Source organism: Croceibacterium aestuarii, from assembly GCF_030657335.1.
Classification (GTDB): Bacteria; Pseudomonadota; Alphaproteobacteria; order Sphingomonadales; family Sphingomonadaceae; genus Croceibacterium_B; species Croceibacterium_B aestuarii.
The window spans coordinates 3,309,560-3,331,043 of record NZ_CP131039.1; the positions used below are offsets into that span (position 1 = coordinate 3,309,560).

28 protein-coding genes are annotated in these 21,484 nt (G+C 64.6%); 24 read left to right on the forward strand and 4 right to left on the reverse strand.

Translation table 11 applies throughout. The annotated features are described in order from the left end of the window. The 3 genes from Q7I88_RS16325 to Q7I88_RS16335 all read left to right on the forward strand — a co-directional run bounded on the left by Q7I88_RS16325 (position 1) and on the right by Q7I88_RS16335 (position 1,965). A complete protein-coding gene (locus Q7I88_RS16325) occupies positions 1-354 on the forward strand; it encodes a DUF190 domain-containing protein (RefSeq protein ID WP_305096966.1) in 354 nt (117 codons plus the stop codon). A gap of 80 nt (positions 355-434) precedes the next feature. Further along, positions 435-1,280: a cation diffusion facilitator family transporter gene (locus tag Q7I88_RS16330; RefSeq protein WP_369426078.1), complete on the forward strand. Its 846-nt coding sequence runs from the start codon at positions 435-437 to the stop codon at positions 1,278-1,280. A 1-nt stretch (position 1,281) separates the two neighbouring features. Next, positions 1,282-1,965, forward strand: coding sequence for a ZIP family metal transporter (locus Q7I88_RS16335; RefSeq protein WP_305096968.1), 684 nt, complete (start codon positions 1,282-1,284; stop codon positions 1,963-1,965). A gap of 168 nt (positions 1,966-2,133) precedes the next feature. Here Q7I88_RS16335 and Q7I88_RS16340 read toward each other — a convergent pair whose 3' ends face one another. Together Q7I88_RS16340 and Q7I88_RS16345 are read right to left on the reverse strand one after the other, a co-directional pair. Continuing rightward, positions 2,134-2,331 (reverse strand): helix-turn-helix transcriptional regulator, encoded by a 198-nt coding sequence (locus tag Q7I88_RS16340; protein ID WP_305096969.1) that lies wholly within the window; start codon positions 2,329-2,331, stop codon positions 2,134-2,136. A gap of 314 nt (positions 2,332-2,645) precedes the next feature. Further along, positions 2,646-2,855 (reverse strand): hypothetical protein, encoded by a 210-nt coding sequence (locus Q7I88_RS16345; RefSeq protein ID WP_305096970.1) that lies wholly within the window; start codon positions 2,853-2,855, stop codon positions 2,646-2,648. 123 nt (positions 2,856-2,978) lie between these two features. Between Q7I88_RS16345 and Q7I88_RS16350 the strand changes: the two genes are divergently transcribed. From Q7I88_RS16350 to arsB, 4 genes are read left to right on the forward strand one after another with little or no spacing between them, the layout of a single operon-like run. Continuing rightward, positions 2,979-3,317 (forward strand): ArsR/SmtB family transcription factor, encoded by a 339-nt coding sequence (locus tag Q7I88_RS16350; RefSeq protein ID WP_305096971.1) that lies wholly within the window; start codon positions 2,979-2,981, stop codon positions 3,315-3,317. Continuing rightward, on the forward strand, positions 3,317-3,787 hold the full coding sequence (locus Q7I88_RS16355) for an ArsI/CadI family heavy metal resistance metalloenzyme (protein WP_305096972.1): 471 nt from the start codon (positions 3,317-3,319) through the stop codon (positions 3,785-3,787). The genes Q7I88_RS16350 and Q7I88_RS16355 overlap by 1 nt, the downstream gene beginning before the upstream one ends. Before the next feature lie 8 nt (positions 3,788-3,795). Next, the gene (locus Q7I88_RS16360) at positions 3,796-4,296 is read left to right on the forward strand and encodes an arsenate reductase ArsC (protein ID WP_305096973.1); all 501 of its coding nucleotides are present in this window, start codon (positions 3,796-3,798) and stop codon (positions 4,294-4,296) included. Then, positions 4,293-5,363 (forward strand): ACR3 family arsenite efflux transporter, encoded by a 1,071-nt coding sequence (gene arsB, locus Q7I88_RS16365; RefSeq protein WP_305096974.1) that lies wholly within the window; start codon positions 4,293-4,295, stop codon positions 5,361-5,363. Before Q7I88_RS16360 ends, arsB begins: the two co-directional genes overlap by 4 nt. A gap of 41 nt (positions 5,364-5,404) precedes the next feature. Here the strand turns inward: arsB and Q7I88_RS16370 are convergent, their stop codons facing one another. Together Q7I88_RS16370 and Q7I88_RS16375 are read right to left on the reverse strand one after the other, a co-directional pair. Further along, positions 5,405-5,620, reverse strand: a complete 216-nt coding sequence (locus tag Q7I88_RS16370; protein ID WP_305096975.1) for a helix-turn-helix transcriptional regulator — start codon at positions 5,618-5,620, stop codon at positions 5,405-5,407. Then, entirely contained in the window at positions 5,613-6,104 is a 492-nt protein-coding gene (locus Q7I88_RS16375; protein WP_305096976.1) for a hypothetical protein, read from the reverse strand. The genes Q7I88_RS16370 and Q7I88_RS16375 overlap by 8 nt, the downstream gene beginning before the upstream one ends. A 367-nt stretch (positions 6,105-6,471) precedes the next feature. On the opposite strand from Q7I88_RS16375, the gene Q7I88_RS16380 reads away from it, so the two are divergent. From Q7I88_RS16380 to Q7I88_RS16460, 17 genes are read left to right on the forward strand one after another with little or no spacing between them, the layout of a single operon-like run. Continuing rightward, the gene (locus Q7I88_RS16380; protein WP_305096977.1) at positions 6,472-6,804 is read left to right on the forward strand and encodes a hypothetical protein; all 333 of its coding nucleotides are present in this window, start codon (positions 6,472-6,474) and stop codon (positions 6,802-6,804) included. Positions 6,805-6,835: 31 nt separating this feature from the next. Beyond that, positions 6,836-7,123: a type IV conjugative transfer system protein TraL gene (gene traL / locus Q7I88_RS16385; RefSeq protein WP_006834208.1), complete on the forward strand. Its 288-nt coding sequence runs from the start codon at positions 6,836-6,838 to the stop codon at positions 7,121-7,123. Between the two features lie 12 nt (positions 7,124-7,135). Further along, positions 7,136-7,705, forward strand: a complete 570-nt coding sequence (locus Q7I88_RS16390; protein WP_305096978.1) for a type IV conjugative transfer system protein TraE — start codon at positions 7,136-7,138, stop codon at positions 7,703-7,705. Then, the gene (locus tag Q7I88_RS16395; RefSeq protein ID WP_305096979.1) at positions 7,702-8,517 is read left to right on the forward strand and encodes a type-F conjugative transfer system secretin TraK; all 816 of its coding nucleotides are present in this window, start codon (positions 7,702-7,704) and stop codon (positions 8,515-8,517) included. The genes Q7I88_RS16390 and Q7I88_RS16395 overlap by 4 nt, the downstream gene beginning before the upstream one ends. Continuing rightward, the gene (locus Q7I88_RS16400) at positions 8,517-9,833 is read left to right on the forward strand and encodes a TraB/VirB10 family protein (protein WP_305096980.1); all 1,317 of its coding nucleotides are present in this window, start codon (positions 8,517-8,519) and stop codon (positions 9,831-9,833) included. Before Q7I88_RS16395 ends, Q7I88_RS16400 begins: the two co-directional genes overlap by 1 nt. Then, on the forward strand, positions 9,830-10,702 hold the full coding sequence (locus Q7I88_RS16405) for a DsbC family protein (RefSeq protein WP_305096981.1): 873 nt from the start codon (positions 9,830-9,832) through the stop codon (positions 10,700-10,702). Before Q7I88_RS16400 ends, Q7I88_RS16405 begins: the two co-directional genes overlap by 4 nt. Next, positions 10,699-11,271, forward strand: coding sequence for a hypothetical protein (locus Q7I88_RS16410; protein WP_305096982.1), 573 nt, complete (start codon positions 10,699-10,701; stop codon positions 11,269-11,271). The genes Q7I88_RS16405 and Q7I88_RS16410 overlap by 4 nt, the downstream gene beginning before the upstream one ends. After that, complete coding sequence (gene traC / locus Q7I88_RS16415; RefSeq protein WP_305096983.1) at positions 11,268-13,811, forward strand: type IV secretion system protein TraC; 2,544 nt, start codon at positions 11,268-11,270, stop codon at positions 13,809-13,811. Before Q7I88_RS16410 ends, traC begins: the two co-directional genes overlap by 4 nt. Next, complete coding sequence (locus Q7I88_RS16420; protein ID WP_305096984.1) at positions 13,808-14,188, forward strand: hypothetical protein; 381 nt, start codon at positions 13,808-13,810, stop codon at positions 14,186-14,188. Before traC ends, Q7I88_RS16420 begins: the two co-directional genes overlap by 4 nt. Before the next feature lie 34 nt (positions 14,189-14,222). After that, complete coding sequence (locus tag Q7I88_RS16425; RefSeq protein ID WP_305096985.1) at positions 14,223-14,567, forward strand: TrbI F-type domain-containing protein; 345 nt, start codon at positions 14,223-14,225, stop codon at positions 14,565-14,567. Beyond that, entirely contained in the window at positions 14,564-15,085 is a 522-nt protein-coding gene (locus tag Q7I88_RS16430; protein WP_305096986.1) for a S26 family signal peptidase, read from the forward strand. The genes Q7I88_RS16425 and Q7I88_RS16430 overlap by 4 nt, the downstream gene beginning before the upstream one ends. Beyond that, the gene (traW, locus tag Q7I88_RS16435) at positions 15,082-15,720 is read left to right on the forward strand and encodes a type-F conjugative transfer system protein TraW (protein ID WP_305096987.1); all 639 of its coding nucleotides are present in this window, start codon (positions 15,082-15,084) and stop codon (positions 15,718-15,720) included. The genes Q7I88_RS16430 and traW overlap by 4 nt, the downstream gene beginning before the upstream one ends. Further along, on the forward strand, positions 15,717-16,730 hold the full coding sequence (traU, locus tag Q7I88_RS16440) for a conjugal transfer pilus assembly protein TraU (RefSeq protein ID WP_305096988.1): 1,014 nt from the start codon (positions 15,717-15,719) through the stop codon (positions 16,728-16,730). The genes traW and traU overlap by 4 nt, the downstream gene beginning before the upstream one ends. Next, positions 16,727-17,479, forward strand: a complete 753-nt coding sequence (gene trbC, locus Q7I88_RS16445) for a type-F conjugative transfer system pilin assembly protein TrbC (RefSeq protein ID WP_305096989.1) — start codon at positions 16,727-16,729, stop codon at positions 17,477-17,479. The genes traU and trbC overlap by 4 nt, the downstream gene beginning before the upstream one ends. Continuing rightward, positions 17,476-19,209: a conjugal transfer protein TraN gene (locus Q7I88_RS16450; RefSeq protein ID WP_305096990.1), complete on the forward strand. Its 1,734-nt coding sequence runs from the start codon at positions 17,476-17,478 to the stop codon at positions 19,207-19,209. The genes trbC and Q7I88_RS16450 overlap by 4 nt, the downstream gene beginning before the upstream one ends. Further along, complete coding sequence (locus Q7I88_RS16455) at positions 19,206-20,036, forward strand: conjugal transfer protein TraF (RefSeq protein WP_305096991.1); 831 nt, start codon at positions 19,206-19,208, stop codon at positions 20,034-20,036. The genes Q7I88_RS16450 and Q7I88_RS16455 overlap by 4 nt, the downstream gene beginning before the upstream one ends. Continuing rightward, on the forward strand, positions 20,026-21,474 hold the full coding sequence (locus tag Q7I88_RS16460; protein ID WP_305096992.1) for a conjugal transfer protein TraH: 1,449 nt from the start codon (positions 20,026-20,028) through the stop codon (positions 21,472-21,474). Before Q7I88_RS16455 ends, Q7I88_RS16460 begins: the two co-directional genes overlap by 11 nt. Positions 21,475-21,484: the final 10 nt, after the last annotated feature.

The following is a 21,484-nucleotide window of genomic DNA, read 5'->3' on the forward strand; positions in this document are numbered from 1 at the left end:
ATGCACGATGACAAGCAGATGATGTTGCTGCGCATCTATACCGACGAGAACGCGCACATCGGCGACAAGCGTCTGGTCGACGAACTCGTCCGCATGGCGCGCACCGAAGGGCTTGCCGGGGCGACCGCGCTGCGCGGACGCCTCGGGTTCGGCGGACGCAAGGGCGCAGTGCACCAGCATCACTCGCTCGGCGTGGGCGACAACATGCCGATGGTGGTCGAGATCGTGGACACGGAGCCGGCGGTGCGCCGGTTCGCCCAAACGCTTGGCGATCTGCACCATATCGGTCTGGTCACGCTCGAGCGGGTCGAAGTGCTGCACGGCAGCCTGCCGATTGCGGAACACCCGGAATGAGTGGCCAACATGACCACGGTGATCATGGCCATTCGCACGGTCACTCGCACGCGCCCGCCAGCTTCGGTCGCGCCTTCGCGGTGGGAATCGGGCTCAATATAGCCTTTGTCGCCATCGAAGCGAGCTATGGAATATTCGCCAACTCGCTCGCGCTCCTCGCGGACGCAGGGCACAATCTGAGCGATGTCTTCGGGCTGGTGATCGCCTGGGCGGCCGTCAGGCTCGACAGCAAGCCGCCCAGTTCGCGCTATACCTATGGCCTGGGTGGAAGCTCGATTCTCGCCGCGCTGTTCAACGGCATCTTCCTGATGCTCGCGGCAGGGGCGATCGCCTGGCAGGCCGTGCTTCGGTTCGCCGATCCTCAACCCGTCGCGGGCAACACGGTCATGATCGTTGCCGGCATCGGGATCGCGATCAATACCGCGACCGCGCTGATGTTCATGCGGGGCCGCAAGAGCGACATCAATATCCAGGGTGCATTTCTCCATATGGCGGCCGACGCCGCGGTGTCGGCAGGTGTGGTGATTGCGGGCCTCGCCATCCGCAACACCGGGCTGAGCTGGATAGACCCGGTCACGAGCCTCGCCATCGTGGCGGTGATCGTCTGGAGCACCTGGGGGCTGCTGCGCGAGGCAGTGGCGATGTCGCTGAACGCGACGCCTTCCGGGATCGACACGGCGAAGGTCGCAGCGCATCTGGCAAATCTCGAAGGCGTCGCGTCGGTGCACGACCTCCACGTCTGGCCGATGAGCACGAGCGAGACGGCCCTGACGGCGCACCTGGTGATGGGCGCCCCAACCGACCGCGATCGCTTCTTCCAGGACACCGCCAGCATGCTGCACGAGCGCTTCGGGATCGATCACGTGACCCTGCAGGTTGAAACCGGTAGCTGTCCGTGCCCCCTGGAGTCGCAAGAAGTGGTCTGAAATGCAGGCGATCCTCTACACGCTTATCCCACTTGCCGCCGTGGTGATCGGTGCGCTGGCCACTGCGGTGCGCCGGCCAAGTATCGGCTTCCAGTCGGGCGTGCAGCATCTCGCGGCCGGTGTCGTTTTCGCTGCGGCGGCTGGGGAGATACTTCCCGACCTCAAACACAGCTCCTCGCTTCTCCCCGTCCTGCTTGGTGCTGCGGTCGGTATTGCCGGAATGCTGGCGCTCAAGACCCTTACCGAAGGAAAAGGCGGACCGACCGGCCTCGCCGTCACAGCTGGCATCGATCTTCTGGTCGACGGGCTGGTCCTTGGCATAAGTTTCGTGGCAGGCATGCAGCAGGGGATCTTGCTGGCCATCGCGCTCACGCTTGAGGTTCTCTTCCTCGGCCTGTCCCTCGCGGGCACGCTATCGGAAAGCATGTCGAAAATGCGAGCGGTCATGCTGACCTGCGCGATCGGCCTGGCGCTGCCGCTCGGCGCCCTTCTGGGTGCGCCGGTCAGCACCCTGCCGGAGGCCTGGCAGACCGGATTCTATGCCTTCGGTCTCATCGCCCTGCTCTATCTCGTCACCGAAGAATTGCTGGTCGAAGCGCACGAATGCCCGGAATCCCCGCTGACGACCTCTATGTTCTTCATCGGCTTCATGGCCATCCTGACCATCGAGGAACTGATGCAGTAATTTTCGGTGACAGTTTTTCCGTTGAGGTTGAGGTAGGTGCTCCCTCCTCGAGGACAGATTGATCAGCACCTTTCATAGGGGGGCGGCAGAAACTCGTACCCTTCGCAAAAACGGGCTCGATCGAGGCAGGTCCTGTCATTGTTTCTTCTCACTCGTTTAATCGACGCTCTATCCATCCATCGATTTCTTGCTCAGCCAGGCGACCACATGGCCACCGAGCTGCGCCGGCTTCGGAAACTTGCCCTCGCTCATCCATCGATAGATTGTCGAACGGGCAAGCCCGACGCGGCGCTGCACCTCCGGCAGGCGAATGAGCCGGGTGATGCGGCGGGGCTCTGTCGCTCCCTTGTCAATCTCTTCACCCACGATGGCCTCCCTCGGCACCGGCGAAAGATGTCGCCGAGCAAGGCATCCTTGCGCGCGAGTTCATCGATATGGTCGGAGAGTAGACGGGCGACACGGTTTGCGGTGCCCTTGGCCCAGCGCGGTTTATCATCGTCCGAGCCAGATAAGCGCTCCCCTTCGAATAAAGCGTCCAAGCCTTCAGCGCTGGCGAGGTGCTCGGCTCTATCAAGCAGATCGTTAACCCATGTGATAAACTCAGATGCTCTGGGCAGGTGTGCACCTTCAAGTTCCTCGGCCCGCTCGAAGACGACCTCCAGCACTTTCAGACGACGGTCTTAGATATAGGCCAAACGCTTGGATTCATTGCGGCGACGCGCCGCCGCTTCAGCACGTAAGCGGTCCTCCTCAGCCCTCCTGCCATTCTCACGCTTCGCAGCGGCCAGTACAGCCAGACCCACGGCGATATCATTTGCCATTTTCTCCAGTGGCTGGATCTTGGCATCCTTGAACGAGCGGCGGAGTGCGGACGAATAGCGGAGTTGCATGTCGAACTCGAATGAAACCTTGCCGGTCGGTGTGCAATCGGCTCGAAACGCGCGAACATCTGCCCCTTGACGTGGGAAGATTCATTCCATATTTCGATATATATCGAATCATAGGAATGAACAATGGAAGCCGACCGAGTGATCCGCGCCCTGTCTGCTCTGGCACAGGAGCATCGCCTCGCCGCGTTCCGCCTGCTCGTTCAGGCAGGTGAGCAAGGCGTTGCTGCTGGCGTTCTCGCCGAAAAGCTCGACGTGCCACCGTCCTCGATGAGCTTCCACTTGGCCCAACTCGCCAATGCGGGCCTGGTCACTCAGCGGCGCGAAAGCCGCTCGATCATCTATTCGGCTGACTATGCCGTGATGAACGGGCTGATGGGCTACCTCACTGAAAACTGCTGCGGCGGTGTGCCCTGTTCCGAGGACGCTGCCTGCCTTCCTTCCCCTCAACGAAAGAGCGCCTGATGAAACGCTTTCATGTGCACGTCGGCGTGACCGACATCGACAAGTCCGTCGCCTTCTATTCGCGCCTGTTCGGTGCCGAGCCTTCCGTAGTGAAGGCCGACTATGCCAAATGGATGCTGGATGACCCACGCATCAACTTCGCGATCTCGATGCGCGAGGGTGCGACGAAGGGCATTGAGCATGTCGGCTTGCAGGTCGAGGACAAGGCTGAACTCGAAGATGTCTATGGTCGTCTGAAGGCTGCTGACCGTCCCGTGCTTGAAGAAGGTGCGACGACCTGTTGCTATGCGCAATCTGAGAAGAGCTGGATCGCCGATCCCGATGGCGTTGTCTGGGAAGCCTTCCTGACCGAAGGCGAGAGCACGACCTACGGCGGCAGTCCCGATCTTAACCAGCTCGCCTCGGCGAACGCCGCATCGAGCGCCTGCTGCGCACCGCAACTGGCGCCTGCCAAGACGTCCTGCTGCTGAGGCTATCCATGTCCGATCAACTGCTGAGCGTGCTGTTCCTGTGCACGGGCAATTCCGCTCGCTCGATCCTGGGCGAAGCGATCCTCAATCATGACGGTGAAGGCCGCTTCAAGGCCTACAGTGCCGGAAGCAATCCCACCGGCACGGTCAACCCCTGGGCGATCCATACGCTCAAGACGCTGGGCTATCCGGTAGAGGGTTATCGCTCCAAGAGCTGGAGCGAGTTTGCCGATGGACCGGAGTTCGACCTGATCTTCACAGTCTGCGACAGCGCTGCGGCAGAGACCTGCCCGGTCTGGCCAGGACGTCCGACATCGGCACACTGGGGGATAACCGACCCCGCCGCGGTCGAAGGCAGCGATGCGGAGAAGGCAGCAGCCTTCCTCGACGCTTTCCGGATGCTCAAACGCCGCATCGACCTGATGCTGGCACTGCCGATCGCCAGCTTGGAGCAGATCGCCTTACGCGAAAAGCTGCAAGCCATCGGCCACCAGGCTGACGGGCAATGACGACCGCCACCGCTGACATTGACGCCCGCGTGGCGGGGCTAGGCCTGTTCGAGAAATGGCTATCGGTCTGGGTCGGCGCGGCGATCCTCGCCGGGATTGCGCTTGGCAATGTCGCGCCGGAATTGTTCGCCTCGCTTGCGGCCATCGAATACGCCTCGGTCAATCTCGTCGTCGCGGTGCTGATCTGGGCGATGATCTTCCCGATGATGGTCGCGGTCGATTTCGGCGCGGTGCGGCGGGTCGGCGACAAGCCGAAGGGCCTGATCATTACCCTGGTAATCAACTGGCTTATCAAGCCGTTCACAATGGCGGCGCTTGGCGTGCTGTTCTTCGAGGTTGTGTTTGCAGACCTGATCGCGCCTGCCGATGCCCAGCAGTATATCGCCGGGCTGATCCTTCTGGGTGCGGCCCCTTGCACCGCGATGGTGTTCGTGTGGTCGCAGCTTACCAGGGGAGATCCGGCCTATACGCTGGTACAAGTTGCCGCGAACGATCTCATCATGATTGTCGCCTTCGCCCCAATTGTTGCCCTGTTACTCGGCGTGACCGACATCGCCGTGCCGTGGGAGACGCTGCTGCTGTCGGTCGCGCTCTATGTGGTTGTGCCGCTCGCGGCAGGAGCAATCGTGCGCCACCGGCTTCTCGCGACGCATGGCGGCGATGAAGCGGCGGTTTCCGACTTTACGGGGCGCATGAAGCCACTGTCGATCATCGGCCTGTTGCTAACGGTCCTGCTGCTGTTCGGCTTCCAGGCGGAAACCATCGTCGCGCGCCCGCTGTTGATCGCGCTGATCGCCGCGCCGATTATCGTCCAAAGCTACGGCATTTTCCTCATCGCCTATAGCTGGGCGAAGGCTTGGAAGGTGCCACATGCAGTCGCCGCGCCCTGCGCGCTGATCGGAACGTCGAATTTCTTCGAACTGGCGGTGGCGGTGGCAATCGGTCTGTTCGGGCTTGGAAGTGGCGCTGCCTTGGCAACTGTCGTGGGCGTGCTGGTCGAAGTGCCGGTAATGTTGTCTCTAGTCGCGATTGCCAACCGGACGCGCACAAGCTTTGCGGTCAGCTAGGCAGACGAACTCGGCAGTGCCCGACCCTTGGGCTCAGTTGTCTATTCGAGGCGGGTAGCGATCCAGGCTTCCACTTCATCTTCCGCCCAAGCGACTGAGTATCCGCCCAATTGCACTGGCTTCGGAAACTTGCCCTCAGCCATCCAGCGATAGATCGTCGAACGGCCTAGGCCGACACGGTGTTGCACTTCCGGCAGGCGAATGAGCCGAGTGACCCGGCGGGTATCGGTTGCCCCTTTGTCGATTTCCTCACCCACGATGGCCTCCCTCGGCCCCGGCAAAAACGTCGCCAAGCAAGGCGTCCTTGCGTTCGAGCTCGTCGATATGGTCGGCGAGCAGGCGGGCGACACGATGTGCCGTGCCCTTGGCCCAGCGCGGCTTCACATCGTGAACCTGGTTGCCCAGGACACGTTCGAGCGCTGAAGGCAGTTCGCCGGAAAAGTCCTCGAAGAACTGCGCGAGGTCCGATTGTAGCCACGCGATCGCGTGATCGCCGCTGCTGACCAGAAACAGGAGCAGGTGTGCGTGCGGCGCGACGCCGCTCGCGGCGAGAATGCGCAAGGCTTCGCCGAGGCTTGCCGAGCGTTCGCCGGCAAGGACGCGGCGCAGGGCATCCTTATGGATCTGCGCGTCGCGCGCGATGTCGCAGCGGGCACGGCCGCTGGCTTCTACGGCGGCCAAAAGCAGCCGGGCGAGGTCGGCGCGAACTTGTTGTTCGGCAAAGAGCGCCATGTCGGTCATCGACGAATCCTTATCTCTAGGTGTGATCGACTCACCGGCTAACCGCGGAGGAAGCCTGTAGGAAAACAAAAAGAACATTACGAGAACATAGAGGAAGGGGCGAATCAGCTTCCTTCAACGATTCGCGCGAATTCCGGCAGCGTTCGCGCGTATAGCGGCTCGCTTCGCTCGGAAGCCGGCACAGTCGGCGCTGCTCCACAATCAGCCTGCGCGAATCCCGGCCTGCGCACCTCCCGATGTCGCTTTTTGCTTGGTCGGCAGCCCCAAAGTCCAGTTCCCGATTTCCTACAGCCCGGCTCCGGGGAGAGGAAAGAACATACAGCGAACGCATCGCTGGCTGATGTTCAATCTCTCGGAGTTTCCATCCATGATCACCAAGACTGCCCTTCCGGCCCAGCAGCGCACGCCCAACCGAGCTTGGGGCCGCGACTATATTCTTCCCGCCTGCGTGGCGCTGGCCTGCGCCGGTGCCGCATTCGCCGGCGCCGACACCACCTTCGATCCCGCGCTGACCAAGTTCACCGATTTCCTCGAAGGCTCGGGCGGCAAGATCATCACCGTGCTCAGCCTTGCGGGCGGTTTGATAGGTCTAGCCTCCGGGCGCTTCTCGCTCGGCCAGGTCGCGGTGCCGGTCGGCGTCGGGATCGGTGTCGGCACCGGCGTGCCGATCGTCACCTCGGTCGTGACCGCGGTCATCTGATCAGCGGATCCGGTCACGACAGGAGGGCGGCATGGCCGACAGGTACCTCGTTCCACGGCGGCTCGACGACCCGGAGCTCATCGGCTTCTGGACCATCGACGAGTTTGCAGGGATTCTCATTCCCTTTGCCTGGGGCATCCTCTCGCAGCATATCTTCATCGGTATCGGCCTGGCCGCCGGGGCCTGGCTTGCCTTGCGGAAGGCAAAGGCACGCGGCGCCGGTTCGGCTCTGGTGCATGCTGCGTACTGGTACCTGCCCGGGAGCTTTCTCGGGCTGAAGGCCACGCCGCCCTCCCATTGCCGCCTGTTGGCGGGCTGAGGGAGGCGACCCATGCGAGCAGAATTCGCGCACGAACAGGCGCAGACCTACCTGCGGCAACGCAACCGCTTTGCCGTGCTGGCAGGTGTCCTGGGCCTGACCACGCTGGTCAGCCTTGGCGCCGCGGTCACCCGCGACGAGCAGGTGGTGCTGGTGCCGATCACCGCCGAGCGGATCACCGTTTCGAGCGGCGGGATCGACGCGCCCTATCTCGAGCTCGTCACCCGCGACACGGCGCTGATGCTCCTCAACCGGGCACCCGAAAGCCTCGACTACTGGATGGCGAACATTCTGCAGCTCGCCGATCCCGCCGCGCACGGCCGCCTCAAGGCCGAGCTCGTCAGAATCGTCGAAGAACAGCGCGGCTCGGACATCAGCCAGGCCTTCGTGATCGCGGAAATGCATGTCGATCCCAAGGACCTGACCTCGACCGTCACCGGCACGCTCAAGACCTTTGTCGGCGCGCAGGTGATCGCGAGCCAGCGCCGCTCCTTCCGTTTCCGCTGGTCGAAGCGTGGCCTCAGCCTCGCGCTCGCCGGCTTCGAACAACTTCCCACCGACAAGGAGGAACCAGGCCAATGAGCCTTCTCCCATCTCCCCTCGCTGCTGCGCTTGCCGGAACCGGCCTTGCCTGTTTTGCGATCGGCGCGACAAGGCGCCCCGATCCAGGGCTCAAGCTGACCGGCCTCGCCGTACTCGCCTTCGCGCTCGCGCCGGTCCCGGCGCAGGCCGACCAGTTCGTCGAAGCGGCCGACAATGCGACCATCGACTGCGAGCTCGCCCGCGGCGAACTCACGCGGATTGCGCTCATCGATGATGGCTTTGCCAATGTCTCGAAGATCGCGAGCGGCTTTCCCTACAACGACTTCCAGGTGACGCATGAGCCGGTGCGCGGAGACATCTATATCTCCGTGCCCCCGCAATTTGCCGCTGCCCGGGTCAGTTTCTTTGCAACCAGCAAGGCGGGCTATGTCTACAAGTTCGCCTGCCGTCTCGGCGGCGAGGAAGCGACCCAGCTCTTCATCACCAATCCCGCGCTCGCTAAAGCCGCGGCTACCGAATGGGAGGCCGAGACCGGCCCCGAGGACGCAGCGATCCGCCTGATCGAGGCGATGGCGAGCGATGCCGTCCTGCCCGGGTTCACTGCTCGCGCTGAACTCTCTGCTCCGCGCCGTACCGGCGGGATCGAGGTCCAGCTGGTCGCCGAATACCAAGGCGATGAACTCACCGGACAGCGCTTCCTCGTACGCAACCTCGGCCAGGAGAGCCTCGCGCTTGGCTCCGAGCGCGAAGGTCCCGCAGGTGCACTCGCCTTTGCTTATGGCCGCGATGCACTCGCTCCCGGTGAAGCGACCAGTGCCTTCCTGGTCTTTGCCAAGGGAGGGCTCGACTGATGGCCGAGGCAACACAGAAGGACGCCGAAAAGAGGCCGCTGCCGGGCTCGCCCGAAGCGCGCGAAAGCGGACGGCGCAACCTCAATTCGCAGATCGCGCAGCGCCAGAAGATGCTGCTCGCCGGGATCGGGGCCATCGCGCTCATCGGCGGCGGGATATTCATCTTCGGCGGCGATGGCGACGAGGGCGGCAGTGATGCCAATGGTGCGGCGACGATCGACACCGGCGGCCTCGTCAATCGCAACCTCTCACAGCGCGAGTTCGTCGCGAGCTACGGCAACCGGCTCGATGCACAGGGCCGCGCGATCAAGGATCTGCAGCAATCGCAGCTACCGCGACCCGAGATCGAGCAAGAGCTCGAAGCGCTGCGCAGCGAGAACGCGCAGATGCGCTCCGACGGCCAGGCGGCGATCGACGCGATCTCGGCCGAGAACGCCAATCTGCGTTCACAGATCAACGAAGCCGCAAAGGCTCCTGCCGCCGCGCCGCCGCTGCCACCACCACCGGCCTATGGCCCCGGAGTCGGCACCGGCGGGGCTGTCCAGCCACCGCAAGGAGCGCCGGAAGCGCAGGGCGGACAGCTCAGCCTGATGAGTTTCAGCGCGGAGACAGGCAAGGGCGGCACGCCGCGCGCGGCTGAGACTGCGCCAGCGCTGCTGCTCGAAGCGAGCCGCGATTACCTTCCGCCCAACAGCTATGCACCGGCAACGGTCATCGTGGGTGTTGATGCCTCGACCGGCGTTGCCAGCCAGAGCGATCCGCTTCCCGTGGTGCTCCGGATCACCGGGCCGGCCCGCTCGGTGATGCGCGGCAACAAGCTGCTCACCACCGACATCACCGGCTGCCTCGTCAATGGCGCTGCGCGCGGCGATCTCTCGGCCGAGAAGGTCTACGTCAAGCTGGTGCGCATGACCTGCGCGCAGCCCGGTGGGCGCTTCGCGGTGAGCGAGGTCAAGGGGTTCATCTCCTTTGCCGGAAAGTCGGGCGTGCGTGGCCGCGTGGTCAGCCGCGAAGGCAGCCTTGTCAGCCAGGCGCTGCTGGCCGGGATCGTTGGCGGCTTCGGGCGCGGATTTTCCGCCAACGCCAACGGCATCTTTACGCAGCCTGTCGGCGCCAACGGTCAGCGCGAGGCGCTGTCGCCGACCGACATCCTCGCCGGTGGCTTCGGCCAGGGTGCCGGCGAGGCCGCCGACACCGTCAGCCGATATCTTATCGAACGCGCCGAACAATACCAACCCGTCGTCGAGATGCCGACCGGCATCGCAGTCGAGATCGTCTTTCTCGACGGCGTCCACGTCAGGAGCCCCTCCAAATGAACTATAATGACCACCGGCCGGGCCTGAAGGCCCGCGCCGCCCACCTTGCCCTTGCCCTCTCGAGCGCCGCCGCCGTGCTGACGCTCGGCGTCTCTGCCGTCACCGCGATGCCTGCGAGCGCCGCGGGCATGGCGAGCGATGTCGCGCAGGCACTGAAACTGCGGCTGCCCAAGACCCCGATCGATGCGATCAGCTGCGACACGCTCGGGCCCTGGTGCGAAGTCGTCTCGGGCGACACGCTGTTCTACATCGACGAGACCGCCCGCTATCTCTTCGTGGGCCGTCTCTACGACATGGAAGAAAGGCGCGACGTCACTGCCGCCCGCCTGCTCGAGCTCAATCCCGACCTGCTCGCGGCCGGTGCGGCGCGCGTAGCCAGCGACGCGCCCGCGGGACGCGGCGAAACGCCTGTCCAGGCGGCCGCCAGCCATGTCGACCTCTCGTCGCTTCCGGCTGCGGGAGCGATCCATTGGGGCAACCCCAAGGGCGAAAGACTGGTCGTTTTCTCGGACTTCCAGTGCGGCTACTGCCAGCGCCTGACCGCCGAACTCGCCAAGGCCAAGGTCCATGTCGAAGAGCGACCGATCTCGATCTTTGGCGCGGCAAGCCGCAAGATCTCCGAGGCGGTACTGTGCGCGAAAGATCCGGCAAAGGCACTCCATTCAGCCTACGCCGGGCAGGCTCCGGCGACCGGCAAGACCTGCAAGGACGCCAAGGCGCTCGATGCCAACGAAGCCTTCGCGAAGGCCAACGGGTTCGCCGGAACTCCGGTCATCGTGCGCGCCCGCGATGGGGCGGTACTTCATGGCTACCGCGATGCCGCGGCGATCCGCCGTTTCGTGGCCGAGAGAAAGGGAGATGCGCAATGAGCCGGCTCCCGATCCTTCGCGCCCTAGTGCTCGCTGCGCCGCTCCTTTTGGCAAGTGGCTGCGCCAGCCTTGGCGGCAACGTGAAAGGCAGCTTTTCCTGCCGTGCTCCCGAAGGGACCTGCGCGCCCACCTCGGCGATCGATGCCAGGGCGACCGGCATCGAAAAGGCTGACACGCCTGACACGCATCGGACGGTGACCGCGACCGGCGAAGCGGTTCGCCGCCTGCAGATCGTGCTGACGCCCTACCGTGACGCTGCGGGCCGCGACCATGAGGCGCGCGTCGTTCACCTGACGCTGCCCGAACAGGCAGGGACAGGCTGGCGCGCCCCGCAGGGCCGCCGCGAAGTGCTGCGCTCGCTGGCATCGACCATTGCCGCGACGCGCGAGGGCAACGCCGCACCTGAATTCCAACCTACAGAAACATTGCCGGAACAGCTGTTCATCCCCTCGCAGCCCGTTCCGGCGATGCCCGGCGCTGACGCGCCGGAACCCGGGGGACCTGGCTCGTTTTCCCCTCCCCGCGAGCCGGTCCCCCACCCTGACATAACCGAAGGAGAGAGCCGGTGACGCTATCCCTTGCTGCCGCGCGCGACGCACTCTCGCGGGGCCTGTTTGCCGACACGGCTCGGCCTGAAAAGCCCCAGGCGCATTTCGGGCTCGATATGCTCTCGGACTGGCTGCCCTACCGGGTCTATGACGAGGGAGCGAAGCTCTACCGCAACGCCCGCTCCAAAGGCTTCGTGCTCGAGGTCACCCCGCTCATCGGGGCCGACGAACGGACCGGCGAGATCCTCGGGCAGTTCTTCTCCGAAGGCCTGCCGCAGGGCGCCTGCCTCCAGGTCCTGAACTTCGCATCCCCGCGTATCGGCAGCGTCGTCGGCCCCTGGTTCGCTCCGCGCTATGAGCAGGGCGGCATCTACGAGGCCATCGCCAGGGCGCGCACCAGGCGCCTTTACGATCTCGTCTGGACTTCGGGCTCGGCGCATGCGCCCTTCCATGCCCGCAACGTCCGGCTGATCGTCTCGCTCGGCGTGCCGGTGCCCGGCAGCGTAACCGACGCCGAACTCTCCGAATGCCGCGAAGGGTTGATGGGCATGCTCCATTCGCTCGGACTACAAGCGCAAGAGCTGCGTCCGGGCGGGCTGCTGGCGCTGATCGACGAGCTTACCTCGCCGACCACCGCGCACGAGACCGACATCCATGCGTGGAACCCGCACGATACGCTCGATGTCCAGGCCATCCGCCGCGACATCGAACTCGAGGTCGGCGACGATCGCCTGATCCTCAGGACCGAGCGCTTCCGCGAGACGGGCCGCGACGAGGAAGGCAATCCCGAAGTCGGCGAATGCTATCCCGACCATTTCGACGTGCGGCATTATGCCGTGCGCTCTACCCCTGAGCGCTGGGCACCCTGGGAATGTGCGCGGCTCATCGGCGACATGTTCACCGACAAGCTGCGTTTCCCCTGTCCGACGGCGACCATGCTGTGCCTCGTCTATCCCGACCAGGAAGCCGCTTCGGCGCGCGCTGGCTTCAAGTTCATGCGCACGACCAGCCTCAGCCAGACCAAGAGCGCGCGTTTCTTGCCCAAGCTCGCCGAACAGTCGGCCGAATGGCGCCACGTCCAGGCCGAACTCCAGGCCGGCAAGAAGCTCGTGAAGCTATTCTACGGGCTCACCAGCATCTCGCCGCTCGGCCAGGGCGACGCGCACGAACGCATCATCAAGGCGATCTACAAGGCGGCGGGCTGGGATCTTGCCGACGAGCGCTTCCTCCAGCTGCAGGGCCTCGTTGCTGCCTTTCCCCTGAGCCTCGCCGATGGCCTCGCCGACGACATGGCGCGGTTGAAGCGCCTCAAGACCATGCTGTCGACGACGGCGGCGCATATCGCGCCGATGCAGGGCGAATATCTCGGCGGCGTGATCCCACACCTCCTGCTCGTCGGCCGCCGCGGCCAGCCTTTCTGGTGGTCGCCCTTCGAAAACTCTGCCGGCAATCACAATATCGCGATCTGCGGCAAGTCGGGCTCAGGCAAGTCGGTGCTGCTGCAGGAGCTCTGCGCCGCCCTGCGCGGCGCGGGCGCTAAGGTCGTGGTGATCGATGACGGGCGCAGTTTCGAGCATTCGGTCAAACTGCAGGGCGGACGCTTCGTCGAGTTCACGCTCGCCTCGGGCTTTTCGCTGAACCCCTTCTCGATGGTCGACGATGCCCGCGCGCACGAAGACGAGGATTACCGCCTCGACTGCTTCGCCATGGTCAAAGCGATCGTCGGCCAGATGGCACGTCCCGGCACCGCGCCGAGCGACACCGAACGCGGGCTGATCGACCGGGCCGTAACCGCGACCTGGGAGGCACTCGGCAGCGGCGCATCGGTCGACGATGTCGCACATGCGCTCCATGGATCGGAAAGCGAGGCCGGCCGCGATCTCGCCACCGCGATCGCGCCCTTCTGCCGCGGCGGCAGTTATGGCGGGTTCTTTTCAGGCAAGGCAAGCTTCGCACTCGACGATGATTTTACCGTCTTCGAGATGAGCGACCTTGCAAGCCGCGAGGAATTGAGGAGCGTGGTCCTCTCGGCGATCATGTTCATGACGAGCCAGGCGATGACCCGCTCGTCGCGAGCAACCAAGAAACTGCTGCTGATCGACGAGGCCTGGGCCATGCTCAAGGGCGGTTCGATGGGCGAGTTCGTCGAGACCTATGCCCGCACTGCGCGCAAGTACGGCGGCGCGCTCGCCACCGCGACCCAGTCCCTCAATGACTATTACAAGTCCGATGGCGCGCGCGCCGCGCTCGAGAACAGCGACTGGATGCTGGTGCTTCAGCAGAAGGCTGAGACGATCGCCGATTTCAGGGCGAATGCGCGGCTCGACATGGACGACCGCACCGAGACGCTGATCCGCAGCCTCAAGCGTTCGGGCACCGAGTACAGCGAGGTCTTCATCAAGGGCCCCGAGACCGAAGCGGTCGGCCGGCTCGTGCTCGATCCCTTCTCGGCGACGATCTACTCCTCCGATCCCGACACCTATGCGGCGATCCAGGACTGCGAGCGGCGTGGGCACAGTCTCGCCGATGCCATTCGCATCGTGGCGGGAGGCGGACAATGATGGTTTCGCATCTCGCCGACCGGACCCCTCCGGCCAACCTCCGCGGCCTGCTGCCGTTCCTGCAAGGGAGCTGCTTCGTCCTCATCGAGACCGCGCGCTTTGCCGCGACTTCGTTGCTGATCGTGCTGGGATTGCCGCTTGCGCTGTTCCTGTTCGTTGCGGGCTGGGACCTTGGCGGCCTCTTCACCCAGCTCGCCAATCTGTCGGACCGCTACCTTGAAGCCGACGGCCTGCGCCGGAGCCTGTTCAGCCAGGACCTCAAGGGCTGCTTCCTCGTCCTCGCTGGCGCGGTGACGCTGTTTCGCATGCCCCGCTTCCTGAAGCGGCTCGCGGCCGATCTCGACAACCATCCGCCCCGGGAGGCGAACCGTGACTGAGACGCGCAGACTACCATCGTTCAATCGCCCGCTTGTGCTGAGAATTCTTGGCGTGCTCGCGCTCGTGGCCACGCTGCTCTGGGCGGCCTGGGTCAGCCGCGAGCTGTCCGAGCCGCGCCAGCAGATCGTCACCGTCCGACTTGCCGAAACCATCGCGGGTTTCGTCGATGCCGAAGCGCGCGCGCAGCAGGATCCCGAAGCCAGCCAGGCGCGCGTGCTCGCTTTCCTTCAGGCGTCCGAACGCGCTGTTGCAGAAATGGGGACCGATGGCCGCGTGGTCTTGGTTGGCGAAGCGGTGCTCGCGGGCGATGCTCCCGATGCCACCGACGAACTGCGCGTACGGATCGCCCGCCAGCTTGAGCAGGGAGGCGGCCAGTGAAGCAGTTTACCTCTCGTCTTGTCCGCACGATCAAACGCCCGCTCGTCCTGACCGGACTGGTGCTGCTGCCACTCGGATGGGGCGCGGTCGACGCCTTCGCCAAAGACCATGCCTTCCTCATCAACGCCAGCCCGAGCCTGCCCAACTGGGCCTTCTGGCTCGACAAGCATGCGCGTATCGAGCGCGACAGCCTGATCTTCTTCGAGCCGCCAGCAAGCAGGCTCGTCGAAGTGCATTTCGGGAAAGGCGCGCAGCTCTTCGGCAAGCGGGTGCTGGGCGTGCCGGGCGATGTCGTGAGCCACCGTGGCCGCGAGGTCTTCATCAACGGACGCAAAATCGCCGTTCGGCTTGATGAGACCCGTCTCGGTATCGCGCTTCACAAAGGCCCCGAAGGCCCGATCCCCGATGGCTGCTTCTACGCCGGGACCAGCCATCCGCGCGGCCTCGACAGCCGCTACGCAGAGATTGGCTTTGTCTGCCGCGGCCAGATCCTCGGCAGCGGGAGGGCAATCCTGTGAGCAAGCTCATCCTCCCTGCAGCCCTGGTTGCAGTCCTGCTCTGCCCTGCCGAGGTGCTGGCGCGCGACTATGGCCAGCGCGGCACGGTGTTTCCCGTGATCGAGCGCGACCTCCTCGAACAGATCCATTCGCGCCTGACGCAGATGGAACGTTCGGGCGAGACCGCGCGATTCAATGAAGACCTGAAGCGCCGCACGATCGCGCGGGTGGGCCGCCCCGACCCCGTCGCCGGGATCGTCCGGGCCAGTGAGGCGCGGCGCTGGCAGTTCGATCCGACGATCACGCTCGCTGCCGATATCCGCGGCGCAAGAGGCGAGTTGATCCATGCCGCTGGCACGAGGGTCAATCCGCTCGACAGCGTCGGCCTTCGCGCCGAACTTCTCTTCCTCGATGGCGACGATCCCGACCAGCTCGCCTGGGCGCTCAAGCAGGACGCCAATGCCAAGCTGATCCTGGTGAAGGGCGCGCCGCTCGAGCTGATGAAGGCCCGCCAGCGCCGCTTCTATTTCGACCAGGGCGGCAAGCTCACGGAAAGGTTCGGGATCAGGTCGGTGCCCGCGCGCGTGCGCCAGCAGGGCCGCCTGCTCGAGATCAGCGAAATCGCGCTGCCACCGAGAAGGAGGACAGCCCCATGACGCACATACGAAAGCTGGCGCTCGTTCTTGCCGTTATTCTTGGTCTCGCCGCCGCAACGCCCGCCATGGCCGATGCCGGTCCCGGTCGCTGCACCGGCAGCTTCGTCAACCCGATCACTGACATCTGCTGGTCGTGCCTGTTTCCGATCTCCATCGGCGGGCTGGACATCTGGCCGTCGAGCCGGCCCGATCCCGACAACCCCGACCTGCCGGTTTGCCTGTGCGGTCTGAGGCCCGGGATCGCGATGGGCTTCTGGGAACCGGTGCGGCTCGCCGATGTCAGCATGAAGCCGTGGTGCTTCGTGAACCTCGGCGGCATGAAACTCGATCCGGGCTTCGATATCGGATTCCGCTCTATCTCGGGTCCATCGGCGGTGGGCGGTGCGAGCCAGTATTATTCGAGCTGGCACGTCCACTGGTATGCCTATCCGCTGATCTACTGGATGGAGATCGTCGCCGATTTCCTGTGCCTGGAATCGGGCTCGATCGACATCCTCTACATCTCCGAGATCGATCCGCTGTGGCAGGACTCCGAGCTCACGGCGATCATCAACCCCGAGGCCGTGCTGTTTGCCAACCCGCTGGCGCTCGCCGCCTGTGCGGCCGACTGCGTGGCCTCGACTGCAAAGCTGCCGATCGACGAGATGTTCTGGTGCGCGGGCTGCCAGGGGTCGATGTACCCGATGAACGGCAATGTCTCGGCCAGCATAGGCCACGTCCAGGCCTCGCGCCTCGTGCTCTCGCGCTTTGCCTACAAGCTCCACCGCGAACTCGTCTCATGGGGGACGATGGGGTCCAAGGGCCTGTGCGGCAAATACCTGATGCCGGTGATGCGCAAGCAGCAATACCGCTTCCAGGCCACCAACCCCAACCCGGCGACCTCGGGCCGGTACGCCTGCCCGCCCATCGGTGCCTCCACCACCTTTCAAGTCGCAGGACAGGTCATCCCCGCCATCGGCGAAGACATGGGATACCTCGTCTGGCGCAAGCGGAACTGCTGCGCGCTATGAACAAGCACCTCCTCCTTTTGCCCGTTGGCCTTGCCGTCACCATCGGTGGCCTCGCTCTCGCCCAAAGCGCGCCCGAAGGCATCGACCTCGAAGCGATCCGCGAGCGCGCGGCTGAACATGCCGACGATGCGCAGGCGCTCAGCACCAATGTCCGCCAACGCGCCGAGGCGCTGGCCGAGGACGCACAGGCCATCCAGACGCAAGCGCAGGCCAATCGCGCAGCCTATGCCGACAGCATCAAGGCAATCGAGACCGACGCCGTCCTCGACTTCGACGCGATGATCGCGGGGCAAGCGGCCGCCGAGAAGGCATCGCTGGGGGGAGCCCCCCGCTTTATTGCCTTTGCCAGCCTGTCGATGCCGCCCGAAGCGCTGAAGGCGCTGGTCCACGACATGACCAGGGCGGGAGGCGTCACCGTGCTGCGCGGCTTCCCGCAAGGAAACAGCGAGGCGTTCAAGAAGCGCCTTGCTGCGATCTGGAGCACCCGCGGCGCGGCCGGTTCGCTCGGCATCGATCCGCGGTTGTTCCGCGCCTTCAACATCGAGGCCGCACCGAGCTTCGTCATGCTGAGCACCGAGTTCAGCCCATGTGACGGGTTCGATTGCACCAGCGAGGTGCCACCACACGACCGTATCGCAGGAAATATCAGCGTGGGCGAAGTCCTCGAGACCTTTGCCTCGGGCAAGGGTCCGGGCGCCGAGCTTGCCCGCCTCCATCTGCGCCAGCTCTCCAGGGAGGAACGGCCATGACCGGCAGAACCCTCGCCCATCTCCTTGCCGCACTTCTCGCCCTCACAAGCGCGGCTTCCATTCACGCTCAGACCCGCGATGCGGCAAGAGCCGACGGCAAGGACTTTGCCACCGAGCTGCTGGGCGAGGCGCGCGATGCCGCAACGACCAATCCCGACGCGGCGCGCGTTCCCAATTTCGATCCGCAGGCGACGCGCGATCTGCAGGATCTCTCGCGCGATCCCGACCAGATCGAGGCCCGCGCTCGCAGCGCCGCGACGACCAGCACGCCGATGCGGACGATCCGCGACAGCATGGATTCGCGCGCGCAGTTCGATCCCGACGAGATCGCGGACATGCTCGCGCGGAGCCGGACCATCAACGAGACCCCGCTCGACTACACCAGCGGCATGTCGGTCACCGGTAGCCAGGGGGCCTGCGTGCCGCTGCCGCCGGGATCGGCAAGCGCGGGCACCTATACGGCTACCTGCAACACCGGATTTACGGCAACACGCGAGACAGGCACCTGCCAGGTCACGCTCGATACCAGGGTCGAGGCCCGTGATGTCTACGGCTACTATTGCATCGCCGGAACCGGGGTCGATCCGTCGAACCCCTATGCCTGCGATCACTACCAGGGACCGCAGTGCCGGGTGGTCCAGTCCTGGGATATCCCGTGCGGCTACGACTATTATTCAGGCTATTACTGGGGCTGCTACGGAACGCTGCGCGTCGATCTGGTCAGCTGCGGCGAGCCAGTGCCCGGTGCCACACCCTATACAGTGACCAGCGAGAACGTCGTCACCACGACGCGCAACGAGAGCCAGTGCTCAGCCTTCCTCGATAATGGCGAATGCACGCTCGATGCCGAGACCTGCACCGACAGCACTCCGCAGACCCGTATCGTCGACGGGATTGAGGTCACGCAAAGCTGCTGGGCCTGGCAGCGCAGCTACAGCTGCGCGCGCCGGACAGCCGGGAACGACTGCAGCGAACTCGAAGCGAACGGGAGCTGCCGCTTCCTGCGCGAGAATTGCCTCACCGACGATACGCCATGCTCGACCAGTGAGCGCGTTTACGAGTGCCCGCTTCCAGCAGGCGATAGCGGGGGCACGCAATATGTCTGCGACGGCGATGTTTATTGCATCGACGGCAGCTGCGAGACGATCGAGCGCACTGCGAATGACGAGTTCAAGGATGCCGTCACCGCGCTCCATGCAATGGACGAGGCCCGCGGCCAGTTCGATCCCGAGACGCTGACGCTGTTCCGCGGCACGCGCAATACCTGCTCCTCCAAGGTCTTCGGCGTGCTCAACTGCTGCAAGGGCAAGGGCTTCCCGCTCATCCCCGGCATCAGCCTGCTCGTCGCGCTGGGCTGCAGCCGCGAGGAAGTGCTGCTCCACGAACGCGATGCGCAGGGGCTGTGCGGTTATGTCGGGACCTATTGTTCGGACAAGTTCCTCGGCGTCTGCCTGACCAAGAAGAAGGTCTACTGCTGCTTCGAGAGCAAGCTCTCGCGGATCTTGCAGGAACAGGGCCGCCGCCAGCTGCCCAAGCCGTGGGACAAGCCCAAGGAAGAGCAGTGCGAGGGTTTCACGCTCGATGAATTCGCCCGGCTCGACCTCAGCCAGATGGATTTCAGCGAGGTCTATGCCGAGTTCACCGAGGCTGCACGGCTCCCCGACGAGCTCGAGACCAGCATCCTCATCCAGCAGAAAATCGAAGACTATTACGCAAGGAGTGGCCAATGACGCGCCGCCAATCACTGCCGATGCTGGCCCTCCCAGTACTGGCTATGTGTCTCGCTGCACTGCTTCCCGTTCGGGCAGTTGCCCAGGAAGCGCGTCAGGCAGAGCCAGCTGCCTCGGCAGACAGCCTCTACTGCGAGCAGCGCAGGCTCGGCTACTGGTTCTATTGCGTTAAGCCGGTGCCGGCAGACGAGACGCAGATAGCGCAGCCACCGGCCCAGGTAACCGCCACGCAGGAGCTGGACGCGGTCACGGGGGAACTGCGCGAACTCAAAGCGCGCGCGATCCTCTATCCGACGACGGAAAACGTCACCGCCTATATCCGCTTCCAGCGCGCCCAGCTCGACCGGGCTTCGCTGTTCTCCGATGTCTGGCAGCGCGCAATCTGGCAGGATCCCGAGCTCGACTACACGCTCGAACGACCGGTCGGCGCGCTCGCTAAGAAGCAATGGCAGGACGCGCGCGCTGCCGACCGCGATGCGGTGATGGCCAGGCTCTCCGAACGCTATGGCCTGTTCTACTTTTTCGCTCAGACCTGCGGCGCCTGCGAAGTGATGAGCCCGATCGTGCGCTCGGTGGCGGACCGCTGGCACATCACGGTCAGGGCGATCTCGACCGATGGTGGACCGTCCCGGCACTTCCCCGACTACAAGGTCGAAAGCGGCCAGCGGCCGCGCATGGGGCTCGAGCCCGGCATCACCCCGGCGCTTGTGCTGTGGGACAGCGTGGCAAGGCGACCGATCCCGATCGGATACGGCGTGCTCTCGGCCGACGAGCTGCAGGACCGCATCTACCTCCTCACCTCGAAGGAAGCCGGACATGATTATTAGCATCCGCAATGCGGCGCTCACCATGGCTGCCGCCAGCATGGTCGCGTCCCCTCTGTCCGCGCCAGCATCAGCCAATGTTGGCGACAGCATGGACCGTTTCATGGACGACATGGGCGCAGCGGCCAATGTCACCGGGCCGAGCGCGTTCGAAGGTCAGTCGGCGGGCTATTACAGCCTCGGCAATGTCTGGACGCGCTTCCCGCAGAAGACGACCAACATCGCCAATCTCCAGCTGCCGCGTGCCCGCGCTGGTTGCGGCGGTATCGATATCTTCGCCGGGTCCTTCTCCTTCATCAACGCAAGCGAGATGGTCGCGCTCTTGAAGGCCGTCGCCAACAATGCGGTGGGGTTCGCATTCAGCCTCGCGATCGATACCGTCTGCCCCGAATGCTCGAAGATCATGCAGGAGTTCAGCCAGAAGGCGCAGCTCATGAACAATCTCTCGATCAACTCCTGCGAGATGGCGCAAGGGCTGGTCGGCGGCGTCTGGCCCAAGGGCGATCTCGCCGACAAGGCGATCTGCGAAGCGATCGGCAATTCCGAAGGCATCTTCACCGACTATGCCGCTGCCAAGCATGGTTGCGGAACGCGCGGCCAGCGCGCCTCGACCAATGAGAGCGCCGGCGCCGACTATGCCGACGTCAATCCCGGTGTGCCGCGCAATTACACCTGGCATGTCCTCAAGCAGAGCGCCTTCTTCAACCCCGGTGGCACTTTCGACCGCGAGCTTGCCGAATACGCCATGACGCTCATCGGCACGGTGATCTACGTGCCGCCCCGCGACGACGAGCCGGGCAAGTTCGTGCCTTTCGCCGGCGACGCCTCCTCGACGCTGGTGACCGCACTGCTCGACGGGACGCAGGGCCAGTCGGTGCGGGTGTTCCAGTGCGACGAGCCCGACCAGTGCCTCAACCCGACCTTCCAGCAGATGAGCCTGTCGAGCGCAAAGGCCATCCGGCCCCGCGTTGCCCGGCTCATCGGCAGCATGGTCGAAGCCATCCGCAGCGACACAGCGATCGGCGACGAGGAGAAGGAGCTGCTTCAGGTGGCATCGGTGCCGCTCTACAAGATCCTCACCGTTCAGGCGGCCTATGGTCGCGGGATGGCAACCGACGACCGCGACACGCTGGCCGAGATCGCCAGCATCGATCTCCTCTATGCCATCCTCGAACGCATCACCGCAGAGGCCGGACGCTCGATGGCAAGCTTCATTGCGGCCGATGAAGCGAAACTCGCGATCTGGCGCGCTCAGGTCGCCGAGGTCCGGTCAAGCCTCGCCCAGCGGCAGGCGACCGGACAGGCGCGGGTCTCCGCGATCATGCAGATCATCGAGAAGACCGCGATGATCGAGAACATGCTCGCCGCCTCGATGTCGCCGTCGATGGCCGCCGCGCTCGACTGGTCGCGCGGGATGCAGTCCCGCTCCATCGTTCCATAAGGGTCAGGCA

Excerpts from the sequence above, each read along its gene's own strand:
- Q7I88_RS16325 (WP_305096966.1), top strand. The coding sequence starts at position 1 with ATGCACGATGACAAGCAGATGATGTTGCTGCGCATCTATACCGACGAG.
- Q7I88_RS16335 (WP_305096968.1), top strand. The coding sequence starts at position 1,282 with ATGCAGGCGATCCTCTACACGCTTATCCCACTTGCCGCCGTGGTGATC.
- Q7I88_RS16345 (WP_305096970.1), bottom strand. The coding sequence starts at position 2,855 with ATGCAACTCCGCTATTCGTCCGCACTCCGCCGCTCGTTCAAGGATGCC.
- Q7I88_RS16350 (WP_305096971.1), top strand. The coding sequence starts at position 2,979 with ATGGAAGCCGACCGAGTGATCCGCGCCCTGTCTGCTCTGGCACAGGAG.
- Q7I88_RS16355 (WP_305096972.1), top strand. The coding sequence starts at position 3,317 with ATGAAACGCTTTCATGTGCACGTCGGCGTGACCGACATCGACAAGTCC.
- Q7I88_RS16360 (WP_305096973.1), top strand. The coding sequence starts at position 3,796 with ATGTCCGATCAACTGCTGAGCGTGCTGTTCCTGTGCACGGGCAATTCC.
- arsB (WP_305096974.1), top strand. The coding sequence starts at position 4,293 with ATGACGACCGCCACCGCTGACATTGACGCCCGCGTGGCGGGGCTAGGC.
- Q7I88_RS16375 (WP_305096976.1), bottom strand. The coding sequence starts at position 6,104 with ATGACCGACATGGCGCTCTTTGCCGAACAACAAGTTCGCGCCGACCTC.
- Q7I88_RS16380 (WP_305096977.1), top strand. The coding sequence starts at position 6,472 with ATGATCACCAAGACTGCCCTTCCGGCCCAGCAGCGCACGCCCAACCGA.
- traL (WP_006834208.1), top strand. The coding sequence starts at position 6,836 with ATGGCCGACAGGTACCTCGTTCCACGGCGGCTCGACGACCCGGAGCTC.
- Q7I88_RS16390 (WP_305096978.1), top strand. The coding sequence starts at position 7,136 with ATGCGAGCAGAATTCGCGCACGAACAGGCGCAGACCTACCTGCGGCAA.
- Q7I88_RS16395 (WP_305096979.1), top strand. The coding sequence starts at position 7,702 with ATGAGCCTTCTCCCATCTCCCCTCGCTGCTGCGCTTGCCGGAACCGGC.
- Q7I88_RS16400 (WP_305096980.1), top strand. The coding sequence starts at position 8,517 with ATGGCCGAGGCAACACAGAAGGACGCCGAAAAGAGGCCGCTGCCGGGC.
- Q7I88_RS16405 (WP_305096981.1), top strand. The coding sequence starts at position 9,830 with ATGAACTATAATGACCACCGGCCGGGCCTGAAGGCCCGCGCCGCCCAC.
- Q7I88_RS16410 (WP_305096982.1), top strand. The coding sequence starts at position 10,699 with ATGAGCCGGCTCCCGATCCTTCGCGCCCTAGTGCTCGCTGCGCCGCTC.
- Q7I88_RS16420 (WP_305096984.1), top strand. The coding sequence starts at position 13,808 with ATGATGGTTTCGCATCTCGCCGACCGGACCCCTCCGGCCAACCTCCGC.
- traU (WP_305096988.1), top strand. The coding sequence starts at position 15,717 with ATGACGCACATACGAAAGCTGGCGCTCGTTCTTGCCGTTATTCTTGGT.
- trbC (WP_305096989.1), top strand. The coding sequence starts at position 16,727 with ATGAACAAGCACCTCCTCCTTTTGCCCGTTGGCCTTGCCGTCACCATC.
- Q7I88_RS16450 (WP_305096990.1), top strand. The coding sequence starts at position 17,476 with ATGACCGGCAGAACCCTCGCCCATCTCCTTGCCGCACTTCTCGCCCTC.
- Q7I88_RS16455 (WP_305096991.1), top strand. The coding sequence starts at position 19,206 with ATGACGCGCCGCCAATCACTGCCGATGCTGGCCCTCCCAGTACTGGCT.
- Q7I88_RS16460 (WP_305096992.1), top strand. The coding sequence starts at position 20,026 with ATGATTATTAGCATCCGCAATGCGGCGCTCACCATGGCTGCCGCCAGC.